This is a genomic window from Rhizobium sp. X9, from assembly GCF_018873185.1.
Classification (GTDB): Bacteria; Pseudomonadota; Alphaproteobacteria; order Rhizobiales; family Rhizobiaceae; genus Agrobacterium; species Agrobacterium oryzihabitans.
Genome location: NZ_CP071312.1, coordinates 2,016,854 through 2,036,872 on the forward strand (window position 1 = coordinate 2,016,854; position 20,019 = coordinate 2,036,872).

General features: G+C 61.5%; 11 protein-coding genes. 4 read left to right on the top strand and 7 right to left on the bottom strand.

Going from position 1 to position 20,019, the window contains the following annotated elements; all coding sequences use genetic code 11:
• Window positions 1-90 precede the first annotated feature (90 nt).
• Entirely contained in the window at window positions 91-1,842 is a 1,752-nt protein-coding gene (locus JZY08_RS24160; RefSeq protein ID WP_216331959.1) for a type I secretion system permease/ATPase, read from the top strand.
• Window positions 1,843-1,845: 3 nt separating this feature from the next.
• Window positions 1,846-3,150 carry an HlyD family type I secretion periplasmic adaptor subunit gene (locus JZY08_RS24165; protein WP_216331960.1) on the top strand — a complete coding sequence of 435 codons (1,305 nt, stop codon included), beginning with the start codon at window positions 1,846-1,848 and terminating at the stop codon, window positions 3,148-3,150.
• 367 nt (window positions 3,151-3,517) lie between these two features.
• Here JZY08_RS24165 and JZY08_RS24170 read toward each other — a convergent pair whose 3' ends face one another.
• From JZY08_RS24170 to JZY08_RS24195, 6 genes are all read right to left on the bottom strand, one after another.
• Complete coding sequence (locus JZY08_RS24170) at window positions 3,518-5,431, bottom strand: PhoX family phosphatase (protein ID WP_216331961.1); 1,914 nt, start codon at window positions 5,429-5,431, stop codon at window positions 3,518-3,520.
• A gap of 127 nt (window positions 5,432-5,558) precedes the next feature.
• Window positions 5,559-6,272 (bottom strand): 4'-phosphopantetheinyl transferase, encoded by a 714-nt coding sequence (locus tag JZY08_RS24175; protein ID WP_216333511.1) that lies wholly within the window; start codon window positions 6,270-6,272, stop codon window positions 5,559-5,561.
• A gap of 82 nt (window positions 6,273-6,354) precedes the next feature.
• Window positions 6,355-7,110, bottom strand: a complete 756-nt coding sequence (dhbA, locus tag JZY08_RS24180) for a 2,3-dihydro-2,3-dihydroxybenzoate dehydrogenase (protein WP_216331962.1) — start codon at window positions 7,108-7,110, stop codon at window positions 6,355-6,357.
• A gap of 13 nt (window positions 7,111-7,123) precedes the next feature.
• The gene (locus JZY08_RS24185; RefSeq protein ID WP_216331963.1) at window positions 7,124-7,993 is read right to left on the bottom strand and encodes an isochorismatase; all 870 of its coding nucleotides are present in this window, start codon (window positions 7,991-7,993) and stop codon (window positions 7,124-7,126) included.
• A gap of 94 nt (window positions 7,994-8,087) precedes the next feature.
• Window positions 8,088-9,707 (bottom strand): (2,3-dihydroxybenzoyl)adenylate synthase, encoded by a 1,620-nt coding sequence (locus JZY08_RS24190; RefSeq protein ID WP_216331964.1) that lies wholly within the window; start codon window positions 9,705-9,707, stop codon window positions 8,088-8,090.
• An 18-nt stretch (window positions 9,708-9,725) separates the two neighbouring features.
• Window positions 9,726-10,901, bottom strand: a complete 1,176-nt coding sequence (locus JZY08_RS24195) for an isochorismate synthase MenF (protein ID WP_216331965.1) — start codon at window positions 10,899-10,901, stop codon at window positions 9,726-9,728.
• 81 nt (window positions 10,902-10,982) lie between these two features.
• Here JZY08_RS24195 and JZY08_RS24200 point away from each other — a divergent pair, with 81 nt between their 5' ends.
• Together JZY08_RS24200 and JZY08_RS24205 are read left to right on the top strand one after the other, a co-directional pair.
• Window positions 10,983-15,422, top strand: coding sequence for an amino acid adenylation domain-containing protein (locus JZY08_RS24200; RefSeq protein ID WP_216331966.1), 4,440 nt, complete (start codon window positions 10,983-10,985; stop codon window positions 15,420-15,422).
• Between the two features lie 50 nt (window positions 15,423-15,472).
• A complete protein-coding gene (locus JZY08_RS24205; RefSeq protein WP_216331967.1) occupies window positions 15,473-16,819 on the top strand; it encodes a condensation domain-containing protein in 1,347 nt (448 codons plus the stop codon).
• A gap of 267 nt (window positions 16,820-17,086) precedes the next feature.
• Here JZY08_RS24205 and JZY08_RS24210 read toward each other — a convergent pair whose 3' ends face one another.
• Window positions 17,087-19,954 (bottom strand): condensation domain-containing protein, encoded by a 2,868-nt coding sequence (locus tag JZY08_RS24210; RefSeq protein ID WP_216331968.1) that lies wholly within the window; start codon window positions 19,952-19,954, stop codon window positions 17,087-17,089.
• Window positions 19,955-20,019 lie beyond the last annotated feature (65 nt).

Sequence of the window (20,019 nt, forward strand, 5' to 3'; positions counted from 1 at the left end):
TCGGGATGCGCCTTTTTCACGTTCGCGGGCACCTGACACCGGCATGTTACCGCCGGCCGTTACCGCCCCGATCTCAACGGATTAGTAAAAATGCGTTATAATTCCGCCAACAATAATGTCCGCCAGATCAGGGGCGTGTTCGCCGGCTGCACAGGCGCCTTCATTGGCATCGGCCTGCTGAGCGCTCTGGTCAATATTCTCTATCTCACCGGTTCGTTGTTCATGATGGAGGTCTATGATCGGGTGTTGCCGAGCCGAAGCCTGCCGACGCTGGTGGCGCTGTTTGGCATCGTCGTCGTGCTTTATGCGTTTCAGGGTCTGTTCGACGGTTTGCGCGGGCGTTTGCTGGTGCGCATTTCCGACCGTCTGGATCAGGTGCTGTCCTCCAAGGTTTACGATGCGATGATCGGCCTTCAGCTGCGCCTGCCTGTCAGCGGCCGTCAGGCCCAGCCGCTTCGCGATCTCGATACGATCCGCTCGTTCCTGTCGGGAAGCGGGCCGACCGCGCTTTTTGACCTGCCCTGGCTGCCTTTTTACATCGCCATTTGTTTCGCCTTCCATTTCTGGCTCGGCGTCACCGCACTTGCCGGCGCCGCCATTCTCACGGTCTTCACATTGATGACGGAACTGGTGTCGCGGCATCCCGTGGAAGAAGCGGCGCGGCACTCCTCCAAACGTAACCGGCTGGCTGAAACCAGCCGCCGGAACGCCGATATCATCGCCGTCATGGGAATGGCGCCTTTCCTGCGGGAACGCTGGCAGGCGGATAACCGCGCATTTGTTCGCGAGCAGCGGTCGGCAAGCGATGTCTCCTCCGGTTTCGGGGTGGCCAGCAAGGTGCTGCGCATGCTGCTGCAATCCGGCATTCTGGCTGTCGGTGCCTGGCTCGTCATCAACGAGCAGGCGACGCCCGGCATCATCATCGCCGGTTCGATCCTCTCGGCACGGGCGCTTGCGCCGGTCGATCTCGCCATCGCCAACTGGAAGGGTTTCATCGCGGCCCGTCAAAGCCGCCGACGTCTTGAAAAAACGCTGGCGCTGCTGCCGGATACCGCTGCCCGCATGGACCTGCCCGCACCGCATGCCCTTTTGTCGGTCGAGCGTGTCGGCGCCATCCCGCCGGAAGCGGATGAGCCGGTGTTGCAGGACATCGCCTTTACGCTTGCGGCCGGCAGCGGCCTCGGCGTGATCGGGGCGAGCGGCTCGGGCAAGAGTTCGCTGGCGCGGTTGCTTGTCGGCCTCTGGCGGCCGTTCAAAGGTGCGATCCGGCTGGACGGCGCGACACTCGACCAATGGCCGGCCGCCGCCTTGGCGCGCCACATCGGTTATATGCCACAATCGATAGAACTGCTGGACGGCACGATCGCCGAAAACATCGCCTCCTTCGATCCGGAAGCGACATCGGACAAGATCATCGCGGCGGCGCGCAGCGCGCGGATCCACGATCTGGTCGTCAGCCTGCCGGATGGCTATTCCACCGAAGTTGGTGAAACCGGACGGCAATTGTCCGCGGGGCAAAAGCAGCGGATCGCGCTTGCGAGGGCGCTTTACGGCGATCCCTTCCTCGTTGTGCTCGACGAGCCGAATTCCAATCTCGATTCCGAGGGTGAGGATGCGCTGACCGCGGCCATTCTCGGGGTTCGCGAGCGCGGTGGCGTCGCCGTCATCATCGCCCACCGGCCGAGCGCGCTCTATGCCGTGGACAAGGTGCTGATGATCACCGATGGCCGGCAGCAGGCTTTCGGACCCAAGGAGGAGGTGCTGGCCAAGGTGCTTCGCCCTGTCGGTGGCATGGCCGGTGCTCTCAAGGTCGTGCAGGGCGCAGAAACAGGAAAGGCATAAGAGATGGACGAATGGCAGTCACTCAAACGCTCGATCCGCAGCCATCTTCTTGTCGGTGCGCTCGGATTTCTAACTTTGATCGGCCTGTTCGGCGGTTGGGCCGTCGGCACAGAAATCGTCGGCGCGGTCATCGCTCAGGGCTCGCTGGTGGTGGAAACAAGCCTTAAAAAAGTACAGCATCCGGTGGGCGGCGTTGTCAGCGAGCTGATGGTGCGAGACGGCGACCGGGTGAAGGCCGGTGACGTGGTGATGCGCATCGATGCGACGATGACCAGGGCAAACCTCGCCATCATCGTCAAAAGCCTCGATCAATTCATCGCCCGCAGGGCGAGGCTTGAAAGCGAGCGCGACCGGGCCGGCAAGGTGGTTTTCCCGCAGGTGCTTCTCAACAAAATAGGCGATGCTGAGATCGCCACGATGATGAGCGCCGAGCAGCGTCTTTACGAGGACCGCAGGGCCGTTCGTGAAAGCAAGAAACGTCAGCTCGAACAGCGGGTTCGGCAGCTTCGCGATGAAATAGCGGGCATGGACGCCGAGCGTGCGGCGAATTTCCGCGAGCAGGGCATGGTCGATGACGAGTTGACTCGGTTTCGTTCCCTGCATGACAGGGGACTGATGGAAAAAAGCCGGCTCAGTACGCTGGAACGGCAGGCCACGGATATCGAAGGCGATATCGGCCGGTTGATGGCCGGCATTGCCGGGGTTGAAGCGAAAATCAGCGAGACGTCTCTGCAGATCATCCAGATCGATGAGCAATGGTCAGAAGAAGTCGGGTCGGATCTGCGCGAGATGGACGCCCGCATCGGCGAATATGTCGAGCGCCGGGTGGCGGCCGAAGATCAGTTGAAGCGCGTCGATATCATCGCGCCGCAGGATGGTGTCGTACATCAGCTGGCGGTCCACACGGTCGGCGGCGTCGTCGCACCCGGTGAGCAGATCATGATGATCGTGCCGGAGGTCGATAAACTCGTGGTCGAGGCGAAAGTCGCGCCGCAGGATATCGACCAGATCTACTATGGTCAGGCGACGAACCTGCGTTTTTCCGCATTCAACCAGAAAACGACACCGGAAATCACCGGAACGGTGGAACGCATTTCGGCCGATGTGACGGTCGATACGCGGACAGGGACGAGTTATTATATCGTGCGTGTTGCCACCTCGCAGGAGCAGATAAAGCGGCTCGGGGAATTTACCCTGATGCCCGGCATGCCGGTGGAAGCCTTTATCACCACCGGTGAGCGAAGCGTTTTGTCTTATTTTCTCAAACCCCTGCTCGATCAGGCCAATCGCACGTTTCGTGAGGCCTGACGCCTTCCAGAGTTCGGGGCGGGCAAAAGCGTGTTGCGGGAAGGGAGGGTTGACGGGAACGTCGTGCCCTTTCTTCCCGCAGCAGTGCTAGGGGGTCGTTAAATAGACCCAAACTCCGTTCCCGCAGTCACCGGGACGCCCTCACAGCTCATTGTCTGCGTGCTTGAAATCGTCGTTATCTACTGGGGCTGAAAAATGACCCCGCTTGTGGAGAAGGGGTCGGTGACACAACCTGTTACGGGAAAACAGAGCCTTCGGGATTTGCTCGCAAAACAAAACGCCGTGCATCCTTCGGGGCGCACGGCGCTCTCATTAATGGAACCGGCTCTCCGTTATCCCGGGACCCGGTTCCGTCTATTTCACAGCATCAACCGATCTGTGCGTTGTCGTCACGCTTGATGGCGATCACGGTCGAGCGTGGCAGCTTGCCTTCGCCATCCGGGAAGGGGGCGTCCGGGTGCTGGATGCCGACGAAGTGGGTGCGCTTGTCGCCGGACCATGTCTGGCCGGTGACTTCGGAACCCTTCGGCGCGGTCAGGAAGCGCTCGATACGGCCAGTGGCCGGATCGCCCGCCAGCATCTGGTTGTTGCCCTGGCCGGCGAAGTTGCCTTCATTGCTGTCTTCGCCATCGGTCTGGATCCAGAGGAGACCAGTCGAGTCGAACATCATGCCATCAGGCGAGTTGAACATGTTGCCTTCGTTGATGTTCGAGGAGCCGGCAAAGGCGTCCTTGTGAACGGAAGGGTTGCCGGCCATGCAGAACAGGTCCCACTTGAACTTGCCGTCCGCATGGTCGTCATTTTCCGGATACCAGCGCACGATCTGGCCGTATTCGTTCTTCTCGCGCGGGTTGGCGGCATTGATCGCCATGGCGTCACCGCCGGCATTGGCGCGCAGCTTGCCGTCCTTGACTTCGCCGCGACGGCTGTTGTTCGTCAAGGCGCAATAGGCTTCGATGGCGACCGGGTTGATGGCGACCCATTCCGGACGGTCCATGGTGGTTGCGCCCACCTTGGAAGCGGCCTGACGGGTGAAGACGCAGATTTCATCGATCTTCATACCGGTGGTCTCTGGCGTCAGAGCCACCCATTCGCCGGCGCCGTCATCGGCGAACTTGGCGACGTGGAGCGTGCCTTCGTCGAGCAGTTTCGAGGTGTCGCCACCCGGAACATAGATGCCGTTGGAGACGAATTTGTAGAGGAATTCGCCACGCTCGTCGTCACCCATGTAAACGACGACACGGCCGTCACGGGCAATCACCACAGCGGCGTTCTCGTGCTTGATGCGGCCAAGCGCGGTGCGCTTGATCGGGGTGGAGGAGGCGTCCGAAGGATCGATCTCGACCACGTAGCCGGCGCGGCGCGGCTCGTTCGGGTTCTTGGCAACGTCGAAACGCGCGTCGAACTTCTCATAGGCATAACGGGTCTCGGCGACGATGCCGTAACGCTTGTAATCGTCAGGCAGCTTGAAGGCGGCGTCCGCGGTGCCGAAATAGCCGTTGAAGTTTTCTTCGCAGGTGAGGTAGGTGCCCCAGGGCGTGCGGCCGGCGCCGCAATTATTGAAGGTCCCGAGACAGTCGATGCCGTTCGGATCGGCGGCTGTCTTGACGAGGTCGGAGCCGGCGGCCGGGCCGGAAAGCTTCATCGGCGTGTTGTGGTGGATACGGCGGTTGAACGGGCTGTCGAGAACGATTTCCCAGCCTTCGGTGCCTTCCGCGACTTCCATGACGGTGACGCCCTGCATGTTCTGCAGGATTTTCACGTCGTCGGCCGTCTTCGGGTTGCCTTTCTCAGCGTGCGGCAGGTTGGTTTCCGGGTTCACATATTCATGGTTGACGGCGATCAGCTGATGAGCGCCGACCATGAACAGTTCCATGCCGTCGGTGTTTTCGCCGAAGACCTTGTCGGAATTCTCAACGCTGACGCCCTTGGCCGGATCGACATCGGGAACGTTGGAAAACAGCGGCTGACCCCATTTGGCAACCGGCTTCCAGCTGTAGCCTTCGGGCACATGGATGGTGTGGTCCGTCGCGGCAGCAACCGGCTTGAAGGGGAAGCGGCCGGCGGCTGCCTCCTGCGCTTCGGCCGAAGTGCTGGTCATCAGGTTGCCGAGCGTGCCCATGGCGGCTGCGGCCGAGCCGAAGGCAAGCACGCCGCCGAGAAAGCCGCGGCGGGAAATCGCGGTTTCGACAACGCGGTCGAAATCGGTTTCGGCCGGCGGCGGGTTTTGCAGTTCGTCCCATTCGTCCCAGGACAATTTGCTTGTATCGATGTCGGTCATAGTCTGTCTCCACCGTTGCTTGTTTGGAATCATTCCAGCAAGGTGCCTACCGTCTCAATATTTCATGCGAATGACGGGAAGGGCAGTGGAACTGGTCATTTTCCCTTCAACGAGGCCGCTTTCTTCGTTAGCGCCCGATCATGATGCGGGTGACGAGAAAGCCGTCGAAGCGGCAGAAACGAAAGGGAATCTCCGTTCCCCTGCGCCATTCACCGCCTATGTCGACGGTCAGCCGCAGAGAGGCCGAGCCGTTGTCGTCTAAGCCGGACAGTTCGGCCGCGTCGAAAAAGAAAAAACGTTTCACTGTCGGATAAAGCGCCTTGAACAGGCTTTCCTTGGCCGAAAAGATCAAGCCGGTCATGAAGGGATCGATGTCATTCCCGAGGCTGTGGCGTTCGTTTGCCGTCAGGGCCTGCGCGGCGATATCGCCGGCCTCCTCCTCGGTCAGGAGCCTTTCAATATCGATACCGATGCCACAGAACCGCTCGGAAGAGCCGACAATGGCAATCGCCCGTTCATGGCTGTGGGAAATCGCGCCGATCACGCCTTCTGGCCAGATCGGCGCGCGGTCCTCTCCCATGCCTGGAAAGGTGGAACGGCCGGTGAGGCGGCGGATGGCTTCAGCCGCGCATCTGCGCCCGGCGATGAATTCTGCCTTGCGTCTGGGCAGGGCGTGTAAAAGCTGCGGCGGCAAGGGAGGGACCTCGCCGCCGCAACCCCCATCGGCGCTGTAACGAAGGGTGAGGCAATGGCAATCGCAGCTGTCGTCCGGCCAAGGCCAGATGGCCTCCGGTGGATCGCCGGAGACGGCTTCGCGATGAAACGCCGTTGCAATGGCCATGTCCGTCACCTTCATCCAGCGGCCTAGATCATGATGTGAGCGGATGGCGAAACCGCTCACGCTTTTCGCCATCCGCTCCCGTTCAGGCCGCAAGCGTCGCGCCGCCGTCGACCACGATCTGCTGCATCGTCACATGGCCGGCCTGATCGGAGGCGAGGAACAGAACCGTATCGGCGATATCGTCCGGCCTCGCGATCTTGCCGAGCGGGATGCCGAGCTTGAACTGCTCGGGCAGGCCGGCGACCAACCGGTCCTTGACGGCGGGATCGCTCAGCATACCCGCAAGCATTGGCGTATCGGTGGAGCCGGGGGACACGACGTTGCAGCGCACGCCATAGGGCGCGAGTTCAAGCGCTGCACAATGGCTGAGGCTGACGAGTGCGGCCTTGGAAGCGCAATAGGCCATCATGCCGATGCGCGGCACGACGGCGGCGTTGGAGCCGACATTGACGATGGCGCCATGCCGCTGCCGTTTGAACACACCGCTCCATTGCCGCAGCAGGTAGAAGGGTCCTGCGGCATTGACGTCCATGCAGGCTCTCCAGTCTTCTGGCGTCAGGCTTTCGCTGTCGCCGAGCCGCAATATGCCGGCGGCATTGACCAGAATATCGAGCCCGCCCCACTCCTTCTCTATTGCCTTGCTGACCGCCTCCACCGCCGCTGCGTCGGTGATGTCGAGTGCGATCTGGCGGAAGGGCGCATCCGTTGCATTGGCGATAAGGTCGAGGCCGATGACCTCGGCCCCTTCCTCGGTGAAACGCTCGGCGATGCGGCGGCCGATGCCTTGGGCCGTGCCCGTCACCAGCACGCGCCGTTCGGTAAATCTTCTCTGCGTCATCTGGTCCGTCCGCTCAGGCTGCGAGCCGCTTTTCTTCGATCAGCGCCCACCAGGCCGAAAGCGTCGGCACACGGGCAAGCTCATCGAAGCCCACGGTGACGCCGCGTTCCTTCAGTTCTCCGGCAAGCTTCATCACCTGCAGCGAATCCAGGCCGTAGAAGATCAGGTTCTCATCGGGGTCGATGTCGCTGTCGTCCTCCACCAGTTGCAGGACGCGGGCTTTCAGCCATTCGCTGATATCGGTGGCTTCGCCCGAACCGGTAAGGCTTGCAGTATCGATCACCACGCCGCAGCGCGTCGCCACATATTGCAGCGCCATGCGGTGTTCGCCTTCCGAAAAATCGGCGACGCCGTCACCGATCATGAAAGGCTGGATATCCTTCATGAAGGCTTCCACCGCCGTCATCATGCAGCCGATATGGGCGTAAACGCCGCCGACGATGATCTGGTCGCGGCCCCAGCCTTTCATGCGCTCGGCAAGGTCTGAACGCTGGAAGGCGCTGTAGCGCCATTTGGTCAGCACCACGTCGTCGGGCGTCGGCGCGAGCTTGTCGACCACCTTCTGCAATTCGGGATCGACGACGGTAAGCCCCGGTCCCCACATGTCGTTCAGCAGCGCACGATCGCCGGGCGGCTGGTTATGCGGCTGGGCGGTATAGATGACCGGCACGCCATTCTGAACGGCCCATGCCTTCACCTTGGCGAGATTGTCGATGAGGGCGGTCATCAGCTTGCCGTCGGCCTCGTAGAACCGCAGGAAATAACGCTGCATGTCGTGGATGAGAAGCACGGCGCGTTTCGCATCGGGCTGCCATTTTGTCTTGTTGGCCGGAAAGCTCGCGGCGACCGGCATCGGATAATCGGAAATTGTGGGGATCGTCATGTTGACCTCGATGGTTTGGCGCACCGGCATGGGCGACGCGGAATTTTCAAAATGGTTGAGGCGTGCGCTTGCCGCACGCCTTTAAGGTGCCGCCTTACGCTGGGACGGGAACTGCCAGCAGGTCGCGCAGCTTTTTCTTGTCGATCTTGCCGACGGCGGTAAGCGGCATGGTCTCGATGAAGCGAACGCGGTCCGGCAGCTTGTAATCCGCGACGCCGAGACCGGCGAGATGCTGGCGGATGGCCGGAGCCTTCAGGGCGGGGTTGCGGGAGACGAGGAAAACACAGCTTTTCTCACCGAGAAGGTCGTCCTGCATCGCCACCAGTGCGGCATGGGTCACATCCGGATGCCGCAGTATCAGGTTTTCCACCTCCTCCGACGCCACCTTTTCGCCGCCGCGATTGATCTGGTCCTTCACCCGGCCAACCACGCGCAGGTAACCTTCGGGCGTGCGCTGCACGACGTCGCCGGAATAATAGAAGCCATCCTTGTCGAAGACCCGGGCGCTATGTTCGGGGGCTCGGTAATAGCCCCGGAATGTATAGGGACCGCGGGTCGCCAGCATGCCGGCTTCGCCCTCGGGCACGTCGTTGCCGTCCTCGTCAACGATGCGGATCTCGTCATCCGGGCTGATCGGCCGCCCTTGCGTGGTGAAGACGATGTGGTCCGGATCACCCGCCCGGGTATAGTTCACCAGACCTTCCGCCATGCCGAAGACCTGTTGCAGCGCGCAGCCCAGCACCTCCGGCACCTGGCGGGCGAGAGCTTCAGCGAAGCTCGCGCCGCCGACCTGCAGCAGCTTGAGGGATTTCAGCCGTTCGCGATGGGCGGGGGCAACCTGCAGCCACAGCGCCACCGCCGGCGGCACCAGGGGCACGATATCGACGCCGTGTTTTTCGATCAGATCGAAGCAGGCAAGCGGCTCCGGATTGGCTGCCATGACCACCGTGCCGCCGGCGTGGAACACGCCAAGCGCGCCGGGCGAACTCATCGGGTAATTATGCGCAACCGGAATGGCGCAGAGGAAACGGGTCTGCGGTGTCAGTTCGCAAATCTCCGCGCTGGCCCGGGCGCTGTAATCATAGTCATTATGCGTCCGGGGGATCAGTTTCGGCGTTCCGGTGCTACCACCGGAAAGCTGGAACAGCGCCACCTCGTCGGCCGCAGAAGGGCCGTAGGACGGTGCATTTTCGGCAGGCGACGAGAGCCGCTGTTCAAGGCTGCGCTGCGGATCTGTGTCGCCCAGCAACAGGGTAACGGCAAGCTGCGGGGAGGCGACCTTCAGCGCCTCCAGAAACGTGTCATTGGCGAAAAGCTCGTGGCCGCGCGAGCCGATCACCAGCTTCGGCGCGATCTGCTCGGCATAGGAGGTCATTTCCAGCCGGCGATGGCTGAAAAGCGCATTGACGGGGGCTGCGCCGATTTTAATCAGCGCGAAAAAGACGAGATAGAACTCGGCGATGTTGGGCAATTGCACCAGCGCCGTGTCGCCCTTGCCGATGCCCGCCGCAGCGAGATGCCCGGCGAGATTGGAGGATTGCCGGTCGAGGTCGGCATAGGTGAAGCGGCGTTCGCCGCAGATCAGCGCTGTCGCATCCGGCCGGCGCTCCACCTGTTCGGTGAGGATGCCGCTAAGCGGCCTGTTGATCCAGTAGCCGCGCTCGCGGTATCGGCGCGCCAAATCCTCTGGCCAGCGTTCAAATTCGATTGTCATGGTTCGTCCCTGGGAAAATTAGGCAGAAAGACCGCAGGCGTTCAGCATGGTCTTGAGCTTGGTCTGCACTTCGGCCCATTCGGATTCCGGCTCCGAGGCCTCAACGATGCCGGCACCCGCAAAGAGCCGCACGGTTTCCCGCTGCACGGTGCCGCAACGGATTGTCACCACCCATTCGCCGTTACCCTCGGCATCTGTCCAGCCGACCATGCCGGTGAACAGCCCGCGCTCGAAAGGCTCGACGAAGCGGATGAGGCGATGGGCGCGCTCGGTCGGGAAACCGCAAACGGCGGGTGTGGGATGCAGCAGGCACGCCAGTTGCAACGCGTTGGTCAGAGGATCGGCAAGGCGGCCCTCGATGCGCGTCGAAAGATGCCAGAGAGCGGCGGTGTTGATGAGGGAAGGTTTTTCGGGAACGTCGATTTCCGCGCAGCAGGGAGACAGCAGCGAGCTTATATCCTCGATCACCAGGCTATGCTCGTAATGGTCCTTTTCCGATGCCGAAAGCCGGTCGGCATTGGCCTTGTCGGCCACCGGGTCGACCATGCGTTTTGCCGATCCCGCGAGCGGATTCGAGATGACTTTTTCGCCCTGCTTGCGAATGAGAAGCTCGGGGCTCACGCCGATCAGATCGCCGCCATCGGGCAGCGGAATGCGGAACTGGTAACCCTCGCGGTTCTGTTTGGCGAGGCTGGCCAGCAATCTTTCGACATTGACCTCGGAGGCGAAGGTCAATTCGCGCATGACGGAAAGCACTGCCTTGCGGACCTCGGAATGGCGGAAATTGACGATGGCATGCTCGACGGCGTGCTTGAAACCGGTCTCGTCGGGCAGGCTGTTCTGGCCCACAAGCGCCGGCATGGCCGAATCAGTCGAGACCGGAGCCGTACTCTTCGGGCTCCACTCATAGTTGTCCGGGATATATAGGCATGACGGTTCGCTGACATCGAAGGGGATGGCGCCGATGGCGATGGGATTGTCTTGTCCCGCCCTGCGTGCCCGCTCGAAAGCGCCCTTTATTGCCTGCTGCAAAGGGCTTGCAACATCTTCGCCGCCCCGGGCGGGAAGCGTTATCTTTTCGCGAATACCTTTGGCCCGCAATTGTCCGGTGCCGGAAGTAAACAGAAATTCTCTATCAAAATCAGTAATTTCGTCGGATTCGACGTCATTCGTCCTGAGTGCTCCCGTTTTCATGGGATGCCTCCTGTGCGAGTGGTTGACGATGGCTTATACTTGATTATGATAATCATGTTTTGTCAATCGGTGCAAATTCACATGCTAAATTTAACCCCCATGCAGGTTGCCTACTGGGTCGGCCGAGAGGCAGACGGGATACTCGGAAAAGTTACGCCGCATCTTTATCTCGAGTTCGAGGGCCAAGGGCTGGAGGCGGAAAGACTGGCTGTCGCGGTCGAGAAACTGTGCCGGCGTCATCCCATGCTCAGCCTCAGGATCGATGCGGAAGGGCACCAGACGGTGGACCCTGTCGGCCGGCCGCTCCGCCTCGATGTGGAGGATATGACGGCGCTCAATGCGGAGGCGCTTGCGCATCGTCTTGCCACCAAACGTGAGGAGTGGAGCCATCGCCGGACCGATCTGCGCGTCGCCCCGCCGGCTGCGGTTTCGCTCAGCCTGCTGCCCGAGGGCCGCGCCCGGCTGCATGTGGATACCGATATGCTGGCGATCGATCCGGCCAGCGTGCGAATCGTGATGGAGGACCTCGCCCGGTTTTATGAAGGCGGTGCAGATGAAGGCGAGCTTTCGGCTGAGTCGCCGCCGTCTTTTTTCAGCTGGGCGGACCGTCTTGCGTTCGATCCGGAACTTAGGGCTCAGCGTGAAAGGGACCGGCTGTGGTGGCGGCAACATATTGCCGATATTCCAGAGGCCCCGCCATTGCCGCTTTTGCCCGATGACGCGTCGCGTGCCGTTCACACCGATCACCTTGCCGCGACACTTTCGCCGGCGGAACGCAACCGTCTGGAACAGGTGGCGCGGCGCTGCTGCGTGACCACGTCGACCCTGCTGCTCGGTGTTTTTGCAGTCGTGCTTTCGCAGGCGACGGATGCGGAAAAGTTCCGGCTTTCCGTGCCGGGTTTCTGGCGTGCGCCGCTAGTACAAGGCGTCGACGGCATCGTCGGCGAATTCTCCAATGTGCTGGTTCTCGGCGTCGATATCCGGCCCGCGGAAAGCCTCGAAAGGCTGCTTGCGCGGCTGTTCGGGGATATGAACGGGCTATTGGCGCACCAGTCATATCCCGGTGTCAGCGTCATGCGTGATCTTTCCCGCCTGCGCGGCGGTTTGCAAACCTCGCCGGTGGTCTTTACCGCCGGGGTAGATATTCCGGGCGGCGAACTGTTTTCAGAGCGTGTCGGGCGGGTGTTCGGCCCGATGATCCACACCGTCTCGCAAGGGCCGGGAGTTGCGCTGGATGCGCAGGTTGCGGCGCTGGATGGCGGGCTTCTGATCAACTGGGACGTGCGGCTCGACGCCCTGCCGGAAAGTTGGCTGCGCCCACTTTTTGAGACCTACACCGCGCTTCTTCGTCGTCTCGCTGAAAGCCCCGATCTTGTTTCAGAGACTGTGGAGCGATTCGGCTTGCAAGCGCCGGAAGCGACAGCGCAGACAAAAGGAAATCCCATGGAACGGCCTCTCTCAGCCTTGCAAAAGGCCTATCTGCTCGGTCGTGGCACCCACCTGCCGCTCAGCGGTGTGGCGATGCAGGAGTTTCGCGAATATCGCGGCAATATCGATCCGACATTGCTTCGCTCGCGTCTGACAGCAATGGTCGGGCGGCATGAAAGCCTGCGCACCCGCATCGATGAGCGGCGTCTGGTGCAGGTGGTCTCAGAAGAGCCGAAGCTCAACCTTGATATTGTTGATCTTTCAAACCTGTCCGCTGCCGAAGCCGAAGCGCGGATGGACGCCGTGCGGCGGGATTTCTCGCATGCCCATTTCGATCTTGCCGCCTCTCCCTGGCAGGTAACGATCTTTCGCTTGCCGGAAATTGCGGCAGGGGATGGGGTGGTGGTCTTCCTGCGTTTCGACGCCCTCATTCTCGACGGACGGGGAATAGCCAGCCTTGCAGCGGAACTCTTCGATGATGTCGTGCCGCCCGCATCAACTGTCACAACCACCGCCGCGCAGCAGGATATCGCAGCGGCCCGCGCCGAAGATGCCGCCTATTGGGCCGGGAAACTTGAGGGTGCGGAAGTACCTTCTCAATTGCCATGGAAAGCCGCGCTCGAAACCATTGCCGTTTCGCGTTACAGCCGCCAGAGCCTGACCGTGGAAAAACAACGCTTTACCACCTTTTCACGGATCGGCGCGAAAGAGCGGCTGTTCAAGAATTCGGCGCTGACGGCGGTGATTCTCGATGTGCTGTCGCTTTGGCTGAACGAAGGCGCCCTCGTTGTCGGCATTCCCGTCGCCCCGCAGGTGGAAGGCGCGTTTGCCAATCGCTCGAGCTTCATCGCAGTCAAATGGGATGCGGCCAGGGGCGATTTTGCGGAGCGGGCCGCAGCTTTGCAAACGGATGTGCTTGAGGGCCTCAACCACCTCGCATTTTCGGGGATCGATCTCAATCGCATCCTTCTCAACGCCAATCCAGGTGGGCTTGCGCTGCCTGTGGTCATCACCAATGGCCTCTCCTGGCCCACGCTTTCGCAAGCATCCACGCTGCGCTGGACGGACGGGCTGACCCAGACACCGCAGGTGGCGCTGGATTTCCGCTTTTCGCAAAATCCGGATGGCGATCTCGTCCTCGATATCGATTATGCGGAACAGGCGATCGATGGCGCAATGGTGGCGGATATTCTCGGTGCCATCGAACGCGCCATTGCCGCGATCATGGCCAGCGGGACTTTCTCGTTCAATCCCCGACAGGTTGTCGATCTGTCCCATTACCGGTTGAACGGCTACGAGCGGAATTTCGTCTGCCCGCCATTTCTGGAACGGATCGCCGCCCATCTTTTTGAGGGTGACCGGTCGCGCACGGCGCTGATAAGCGGCAAACGGCGTATCGCCTATGGCGAACTTGCAGATTTGGTGGCACGGGCCGTGGCAGGCCTGAAGGCGCGTGGCGTCGGTCGCGGGGATGTCGTGGCGGTGTGCCTGCCGCGCAGTCCGGAGCATACGGCCGTCACGCTGGCCGCTGCGCTCACGGGTGCGATCTGGGTGCCGGTGGATGCCGGTTCGCCGGAAGACCGCCTGCGCTACCTGCTGACCAATTGCCGCCCGGCCATCATCGTTGCCCGCAATGTTCCGCAAGGCTTTGAGGCTATCGATCCCGAGGAGCTTCTGTCGACGCCGGCCACTTTCGATGTGCCCATTGTCATGGCGGAACTGGCCGCGCTTTCGGCGAGCGAGGATCCGGCCTATTATCTCTACACGTCAGGCACGACCGGCAAACCGAAATGCGTTGTGCTTTCCAATCGCGCCACGGCCAATGTCGTCGGCAGCACGCTCTCGGAATGGGGCGTGACGGCGAGCGATGTGTTCATTTCAGTCACGCCTTTGCATCACGACATGTCTGTTTTCGATGTTTTCGGCGCGCTTGCCGCCGGTGCGACGCTGGTGCTGCCGGAACCCGGCGAGGAAAAGGATGCGGTTCGCTGGAACGAACTGGTGGCCGAACATGGCGTGACGCTGTGGTGCTCGGTGCCGGCCATCCTTGAAATGCTCCTGTCCTGCCGCCGCGGCGATCAGCTCGGTTCGCTCCGGCTCGTCGCGCAGGGCGGTGACTACATCAAGCCTTCCGTCATCGAGGAGATGCGCCGGCTGAAGCCCGACATGCGGCTGATATCGCTTGGCGGGCCGACGGAAACGACCATCTGGAGCATCTGGCATGAGATCGTGGCAGAGGACACCACGGCGATACCCTACGGACACCCTTTACCCGGCAATCGATATTTCATCCTCAACGATCAGGGCGGCCATTGCCCGGCGGGCGTTGTCGGCCGCATCCACACGGTGGGCGTGAATGTGGCGATCGGTTATCTGGAGGATGGCGCCATTACCCAGACGGATTTCGTGACGGTCAACGATCCCGACGCAAATGCGGTCCGCGCGTTTCGGACCGGCGACCGGGGCCGTTACCGGCCGGATGGCAAGATCATGTTTGCAAGCCGGGTCAACGGCTACGTCAAGATACGCGGGGTGCGCGTCTCGCTGCCGGATGTGGAAAACGAACTTATCCGCCACCCTTCCATCCAGCGGGTGCTGGTGGTGGATTACGGTGCCGAGCAGAAAGGCGAGGCCGCCATCGGCGTGCTTTACGTTCCGATGCCCGGTATCGACCTCTCGGCTGCCGATCTGCGCAGTTTCGCCCGCAGACACCTGCCGGAATCCCACGTGCCCGGCCGTTTTCTCAATGTCGCCGACCTGCCGCTCTCGGCCAATGGCAAACCGGATCGCCGCCGCGCCCGCGAATTGCTGACGGTTGCAGAACCGGCGAAAACGCCGGCGGCTGTGGCAGTCAAGGTGGCCGATCAGGGCGATCGCCGCGTGCTGGATATCTATCTTGGCGTGCTGGGCAAAAGACCCGCGAATGTGGACATGAACAGCGATCTGCTGGCGCTTGGCCTCTTGCCGTCGCATCTGAAAACCGTCTCGGCTGAAATCCGCAGCGCCTTCGGCGTGGAACTGACGCCGCAGCAGCTTTTACGGTGCCGCAGCGCCAGGCAGGTCAGCTCGCTTTTACCGGCTTCCGCGGCATGAGCTCCATCATCGCGGCCAGAACATCATAGAAATAACCCAAGGAAAAACAGATGGCGCATATTGATCCTGCCGGCGGCTGGCTTCCCCTGACCCAGCCGCAACTCGATTTCTGGGAGGAGTTCTCCTTCCACCCCGACGAGCCGGTCTCCACCGTCGCCCATTACATCGATCTTTCCGGCGCCGTGAATGAAGGTGCCCTTCTTGAAGCGATCAAACGCACCGTGCGCGAATCGCAGGTACTGTCGATCCGTTTCCGCATGGGTGAGGATGGCGAGACGCCGCAGCAATGCTGCGATCCGCTCCAGGCCCCGGTTGTCGAGCTTGTGGATCTGCGCACCGTTTCCGCCCCCTTCGAAGAAGCGATGCTGCGGATGAATGCCGATGTCGAGGCAAGGCTTGATCTTCGAACCGACAGGCTCTCTGCGCAGGTGCTTTACCGCATCACTGACGACCGTTACCTCTGGTATATCCGCGCCCATCATATCGTTGTTGATGGTTATGGCCTGACGCTGGTGGAGCAACGCTGCGGGCAGCTTTACGGGCACTATTGCGGCAAGGGCGAGGCCGGTCCCGATTTTCATCCCTTCGACAGTTTTCTCGCGGAGGAGGATGCCTACCGGCAGAGCCGCCGTTTCGAAAAGGACCGCGATTTCTGGACGGCCTATCTTGCTCCGCCGGTGGATTTGCCCGTGCTGGACAAGGATTGTGAGGATTATGGCGGTGGCGGCCTGCATGCCGATGCGGGTTTGCCGGAAGGGTTCAGCACAAGGCTGCAACATATATCCCGCGCACTGGAGATCGGCTGGCCAGACCTGCTGGTGCTGCTTTCCGGCCTCTATCTTCACCGCAACTTGCCGCGCCCGGATCGCGACGTGCTGACGCTGTGGCTGCCCTTCATGAGCCGCTGGGGCAGCGTCGGCGCACATATGCCCGCCATGCTCGTCAATATATTGCCGTTCCATCTGACAATCGAACCGCAGGAAACCCTTGGCGGCTTCCTTGCGCGCAATGCCGCCAATCTGCGCAAACAGCGCCTGCATGGCCGCTACCGCATCGAACAGATCGCCGCCGATCAGGAGATATCGAAGGGCCGGCGGTTCTTTTTCTCTCCGCTCATCAACGTCCTGCCTTTCAGCGCACCGGTCTTTGCGGAGCTTGAAGTTTCCCGGCACATTCTCGCCAACGGCCCGGGCGATGGCTTCAACCTGACCTTCCGTGGCGAGGATGACGGCAGCGATCTCAACCTGCATATCGACGCGGATTCGGCGCTGACGGAAGCGGACGATTTCGCGCGCTATCGTGAGGAGCTGCCGCTGTTTCTGGATGCCATGCTGCGCAGCGAAGCGCTGGCTGTTGCGGCTGAAGAGGTTTCCGCGAGGTTCCGCCTGGCGGTATGAGTGGCCGGCTCCTCTGCACAAAAAAGGACGGAAAATCTCTCCCCGTCATACCGGGCTTGACCCGGTATCCAGCCGCCGCGCGTCTGCGCGGCGAGAAGAGTCTTTCGCGGTCAATGACTTGATCGCACTGGACCCCGGATCTAGTCCGGGGTGACGGGACGCAAATGCTGCGGCTTCGTCAAACAGATCTACGCAAAGGAATTGCCAACAAAACAAACCCGGCTCCGCCATGCGAAGCCGGGTTTTTCTGTGTTCGCTTGCCCGCACTCAGGCCAGTGTCGTCAGCACCCGGCTCGAAGCCCCTGCCTCGGCGAAACGGCTGAAGACGCCGCTGGTGGTGCTGCGCAGCCGGTCGACATCCTCGGGGCCGTAACGGTCGGAGCGGTAGCTCATCAGCACGCGGATGGAGCGTTCGCCGCCGATCGTTTCTTCCATCACCTCGAATTGCAGCCCCAGCATGGATTCATGCTTATCGGGATCGATTTGCCGGAACTCGACGGGTTTGCCTTCCGGCCCTGTAAGAGTGCCGTTCAGTTTGTTCTTGGCGTGGATCTGGATGAATACCTCGAACAGATGGTCGCGACCCGGTGTCATGCCGAGCGCCTCTTCGACGAGATCGATCGGAATTTCGCTGTGTTCCAGGGAGCCGTTGATCGTGTTCTTCACCGAGGAGATCAGTTCGCCGACCGTCATCTCCGCGCGGAAACGCACACGATGGGCAACGACCGTGGTGAAATAACCGATCGTATCGAAGTAACCGCTGTCGGTGCGGCCGGACGCCGACGTGCCGACCACCAGATCGCTCAGCCCGCCGAGATGCCGCAGCGACGCGGCGATGGCGGCATAAACGACGTTGAACAGGGAAGCGCTGTTCTGCTTGGCGATGGCGTAAAGTCCATCGCTGACGTGTTTTTCCAGCTTGAATTCGATCCAGCCGCCCGCCGGCGCCTCGTCATGCGAAGCATCTGTCGGCGTGCTGTTTTGTCCGTTGAGGACCAGGCCCTTCTGTGCATCCCGCAGCATATCGGTCCAGTAGGCAAGGTGGCCGCCGTTGACGCCCGATGCTACCTGTTTTCTGGCGAATTCATGGAATGGTGCGGGCTTGCTCGCAAAGACAGGGGCCTTGCCCGCCACCCTTGCCCTATAGGCTTCCGTCAGCTCGTCCATCATCAGGTTCACCGACCATTCGTCCAGGACGATATGGTGGAAGAGGAAGGAGAGCACCTGGCCGCCGGTTTGCGGATTGCGCAGGAAACGCAGCCGCATCGGCAATTCGCGGGAAAGATCGAACCGCCAGGAAGCCTCCGCGTGCCGGTCCACACCTTCGCTTTCTTCGCTGGTCCAGAACCATTTGTAGCCAGGCAGGTCGTGCATGGGCACGATCTTCTGTAGAACCGTGTCGTTCTCGACGTAGAAATGGGTCCGCAGACCGGGATGGCGCTCGATAATATCGAGGAATGCGCATTCGAAGGCGCTCTCATCGACAGGGTCGAGGAAGTCGAGCGCGAAGGGTATGTTGAATATCTCGCCGAAACCGAAAGCGGCATAGGCTTTCCAGAGCGACATCTGCGCCAGCGAAAGCGGTGCCGTGAGCGAGCCGGTCTCCGTGGACTCCAACTGTGCAGGCGCTGCGGTTTCGAGACGCGTCGCCTGTTTTGCAAGCGATGCGGCGGTCGGATAGCTGAACAGGTCGTTGAACCGCACCTCGATGCCGTGATTGCTGAGAAGGCGTCCGATGATGCGAGTCGCGATCAGCGAATGACCGCCAAAGTCGAAGAAATCGTCATCCGGCCCCATGTCGGGAGATACAAGCGCCTCGCGGAATTCGGCAAGGATCGTTGCGGCAATCTCGTCGTCGCTCGAGTAAGAGGTGGCGGGCGGGGATGCTGTCGCCGCCAGTCCTGCGGAAGGGATCGAATGCGTGATGGCGGAAAAATCCGCACCGCCTTCGAGATGGGTGACGAAGCGTTCCAGCAGGAACGCCGTCCCATGTGGGGAGGTCTCCTTGCCACCCGTCAGCTCCAGACGGATATGGCCGTCAACCGTGCTGCCGGCGGCAAGCGTCAGGCCGAGGCCGGACTGGAGCGAGGGGAGCGGCAGGCGCTCGAACCGGAGGCGGTCGACGGATGAGGTTTCAGCTGACGTTGCCAGCGCCTGCAAGGTGAAGGTGGCCGCTTCGTCGTTGTGTTTGCTGCTGTTTCCGGTTTGCCGTTTCAGGCCCGCCAGCACGGCCTTTTCGGCCTCCGGCAGCGACTGGCCACGAGGGATCGACACGCGGGCGACCACATCCGCAAGAAGCGGCAAGCCGGTCTCGCCGCCCGATTGCAACGGCAGGCGTAGGGTAACCGTATCAAGGTTGCCCTTGATTGCGATAAAATGTGCGAAACGGGCGCCTGCGCGTGCCAGAAGCGCTTCGGTCGTGGCTGAGCCGTCGAGGTCAAACAGGGCGGCCGGAAGATCGACGCCGTGGCTATGGCTCGCTGGTTTCGCCCCGCCGTCCCGTAAAGAGATCACATGCGTGCCGGAGGGCGACCCCTGCAACCAGGGCAGCGGAAGTGGATTGACGATGCCGGTTTCGGCGATGCGCGGTAAAAGCGGCTTTGGTGCCTCGCCGGCATAGGCGGCGGCAATAGCTTCCAGAAGAATCTGCGGCGACAGGGTCTCGCCAAGCAGGCCATGCACCAGAAGCGCCAGCAGCACCTCTCCTTCGCTCAAAAGCACGATCGCCTGAAACGGCGGATCGATTTCCGCGTCGTAGGGGCTTGCCTGAAGGTCGTGCAGCAGTGCTATCGCCTCGTCTGTCGAAGGCGCCTGAAACAGCTGCACGAGAGAGGCCGATGGCGCTTCGACACTCTTGGCAAGGGTGCCGTCTTCCCCGAAGGAAAACCGCACGCGAAGTTCGGGCCATGCAGCGCAAACCGTCTCCAGGGCCGATGTGAGGCGCAGGAGGTCGCTCTCGCCGCCGATGCGGTAGGTGAGAATATGCCGGAAGACCTGATCGGGGTCCTGAAATTGCGAGAACCAGACCCGCTCCTCATATTGGCTTGGCTGCGATCCGTCCCGCGGGAACGTGTCCGCACCATCGAAGGTTTCTTCGATGCGACGCGCAAGCACGCGCGAATTGTCTGCTGCCATGGTCCTCTCCTTGGAAGTGCCTGGGGACATGTCCGGGGGCGTCGCGCCCGCTGGGGCAAGTCCCG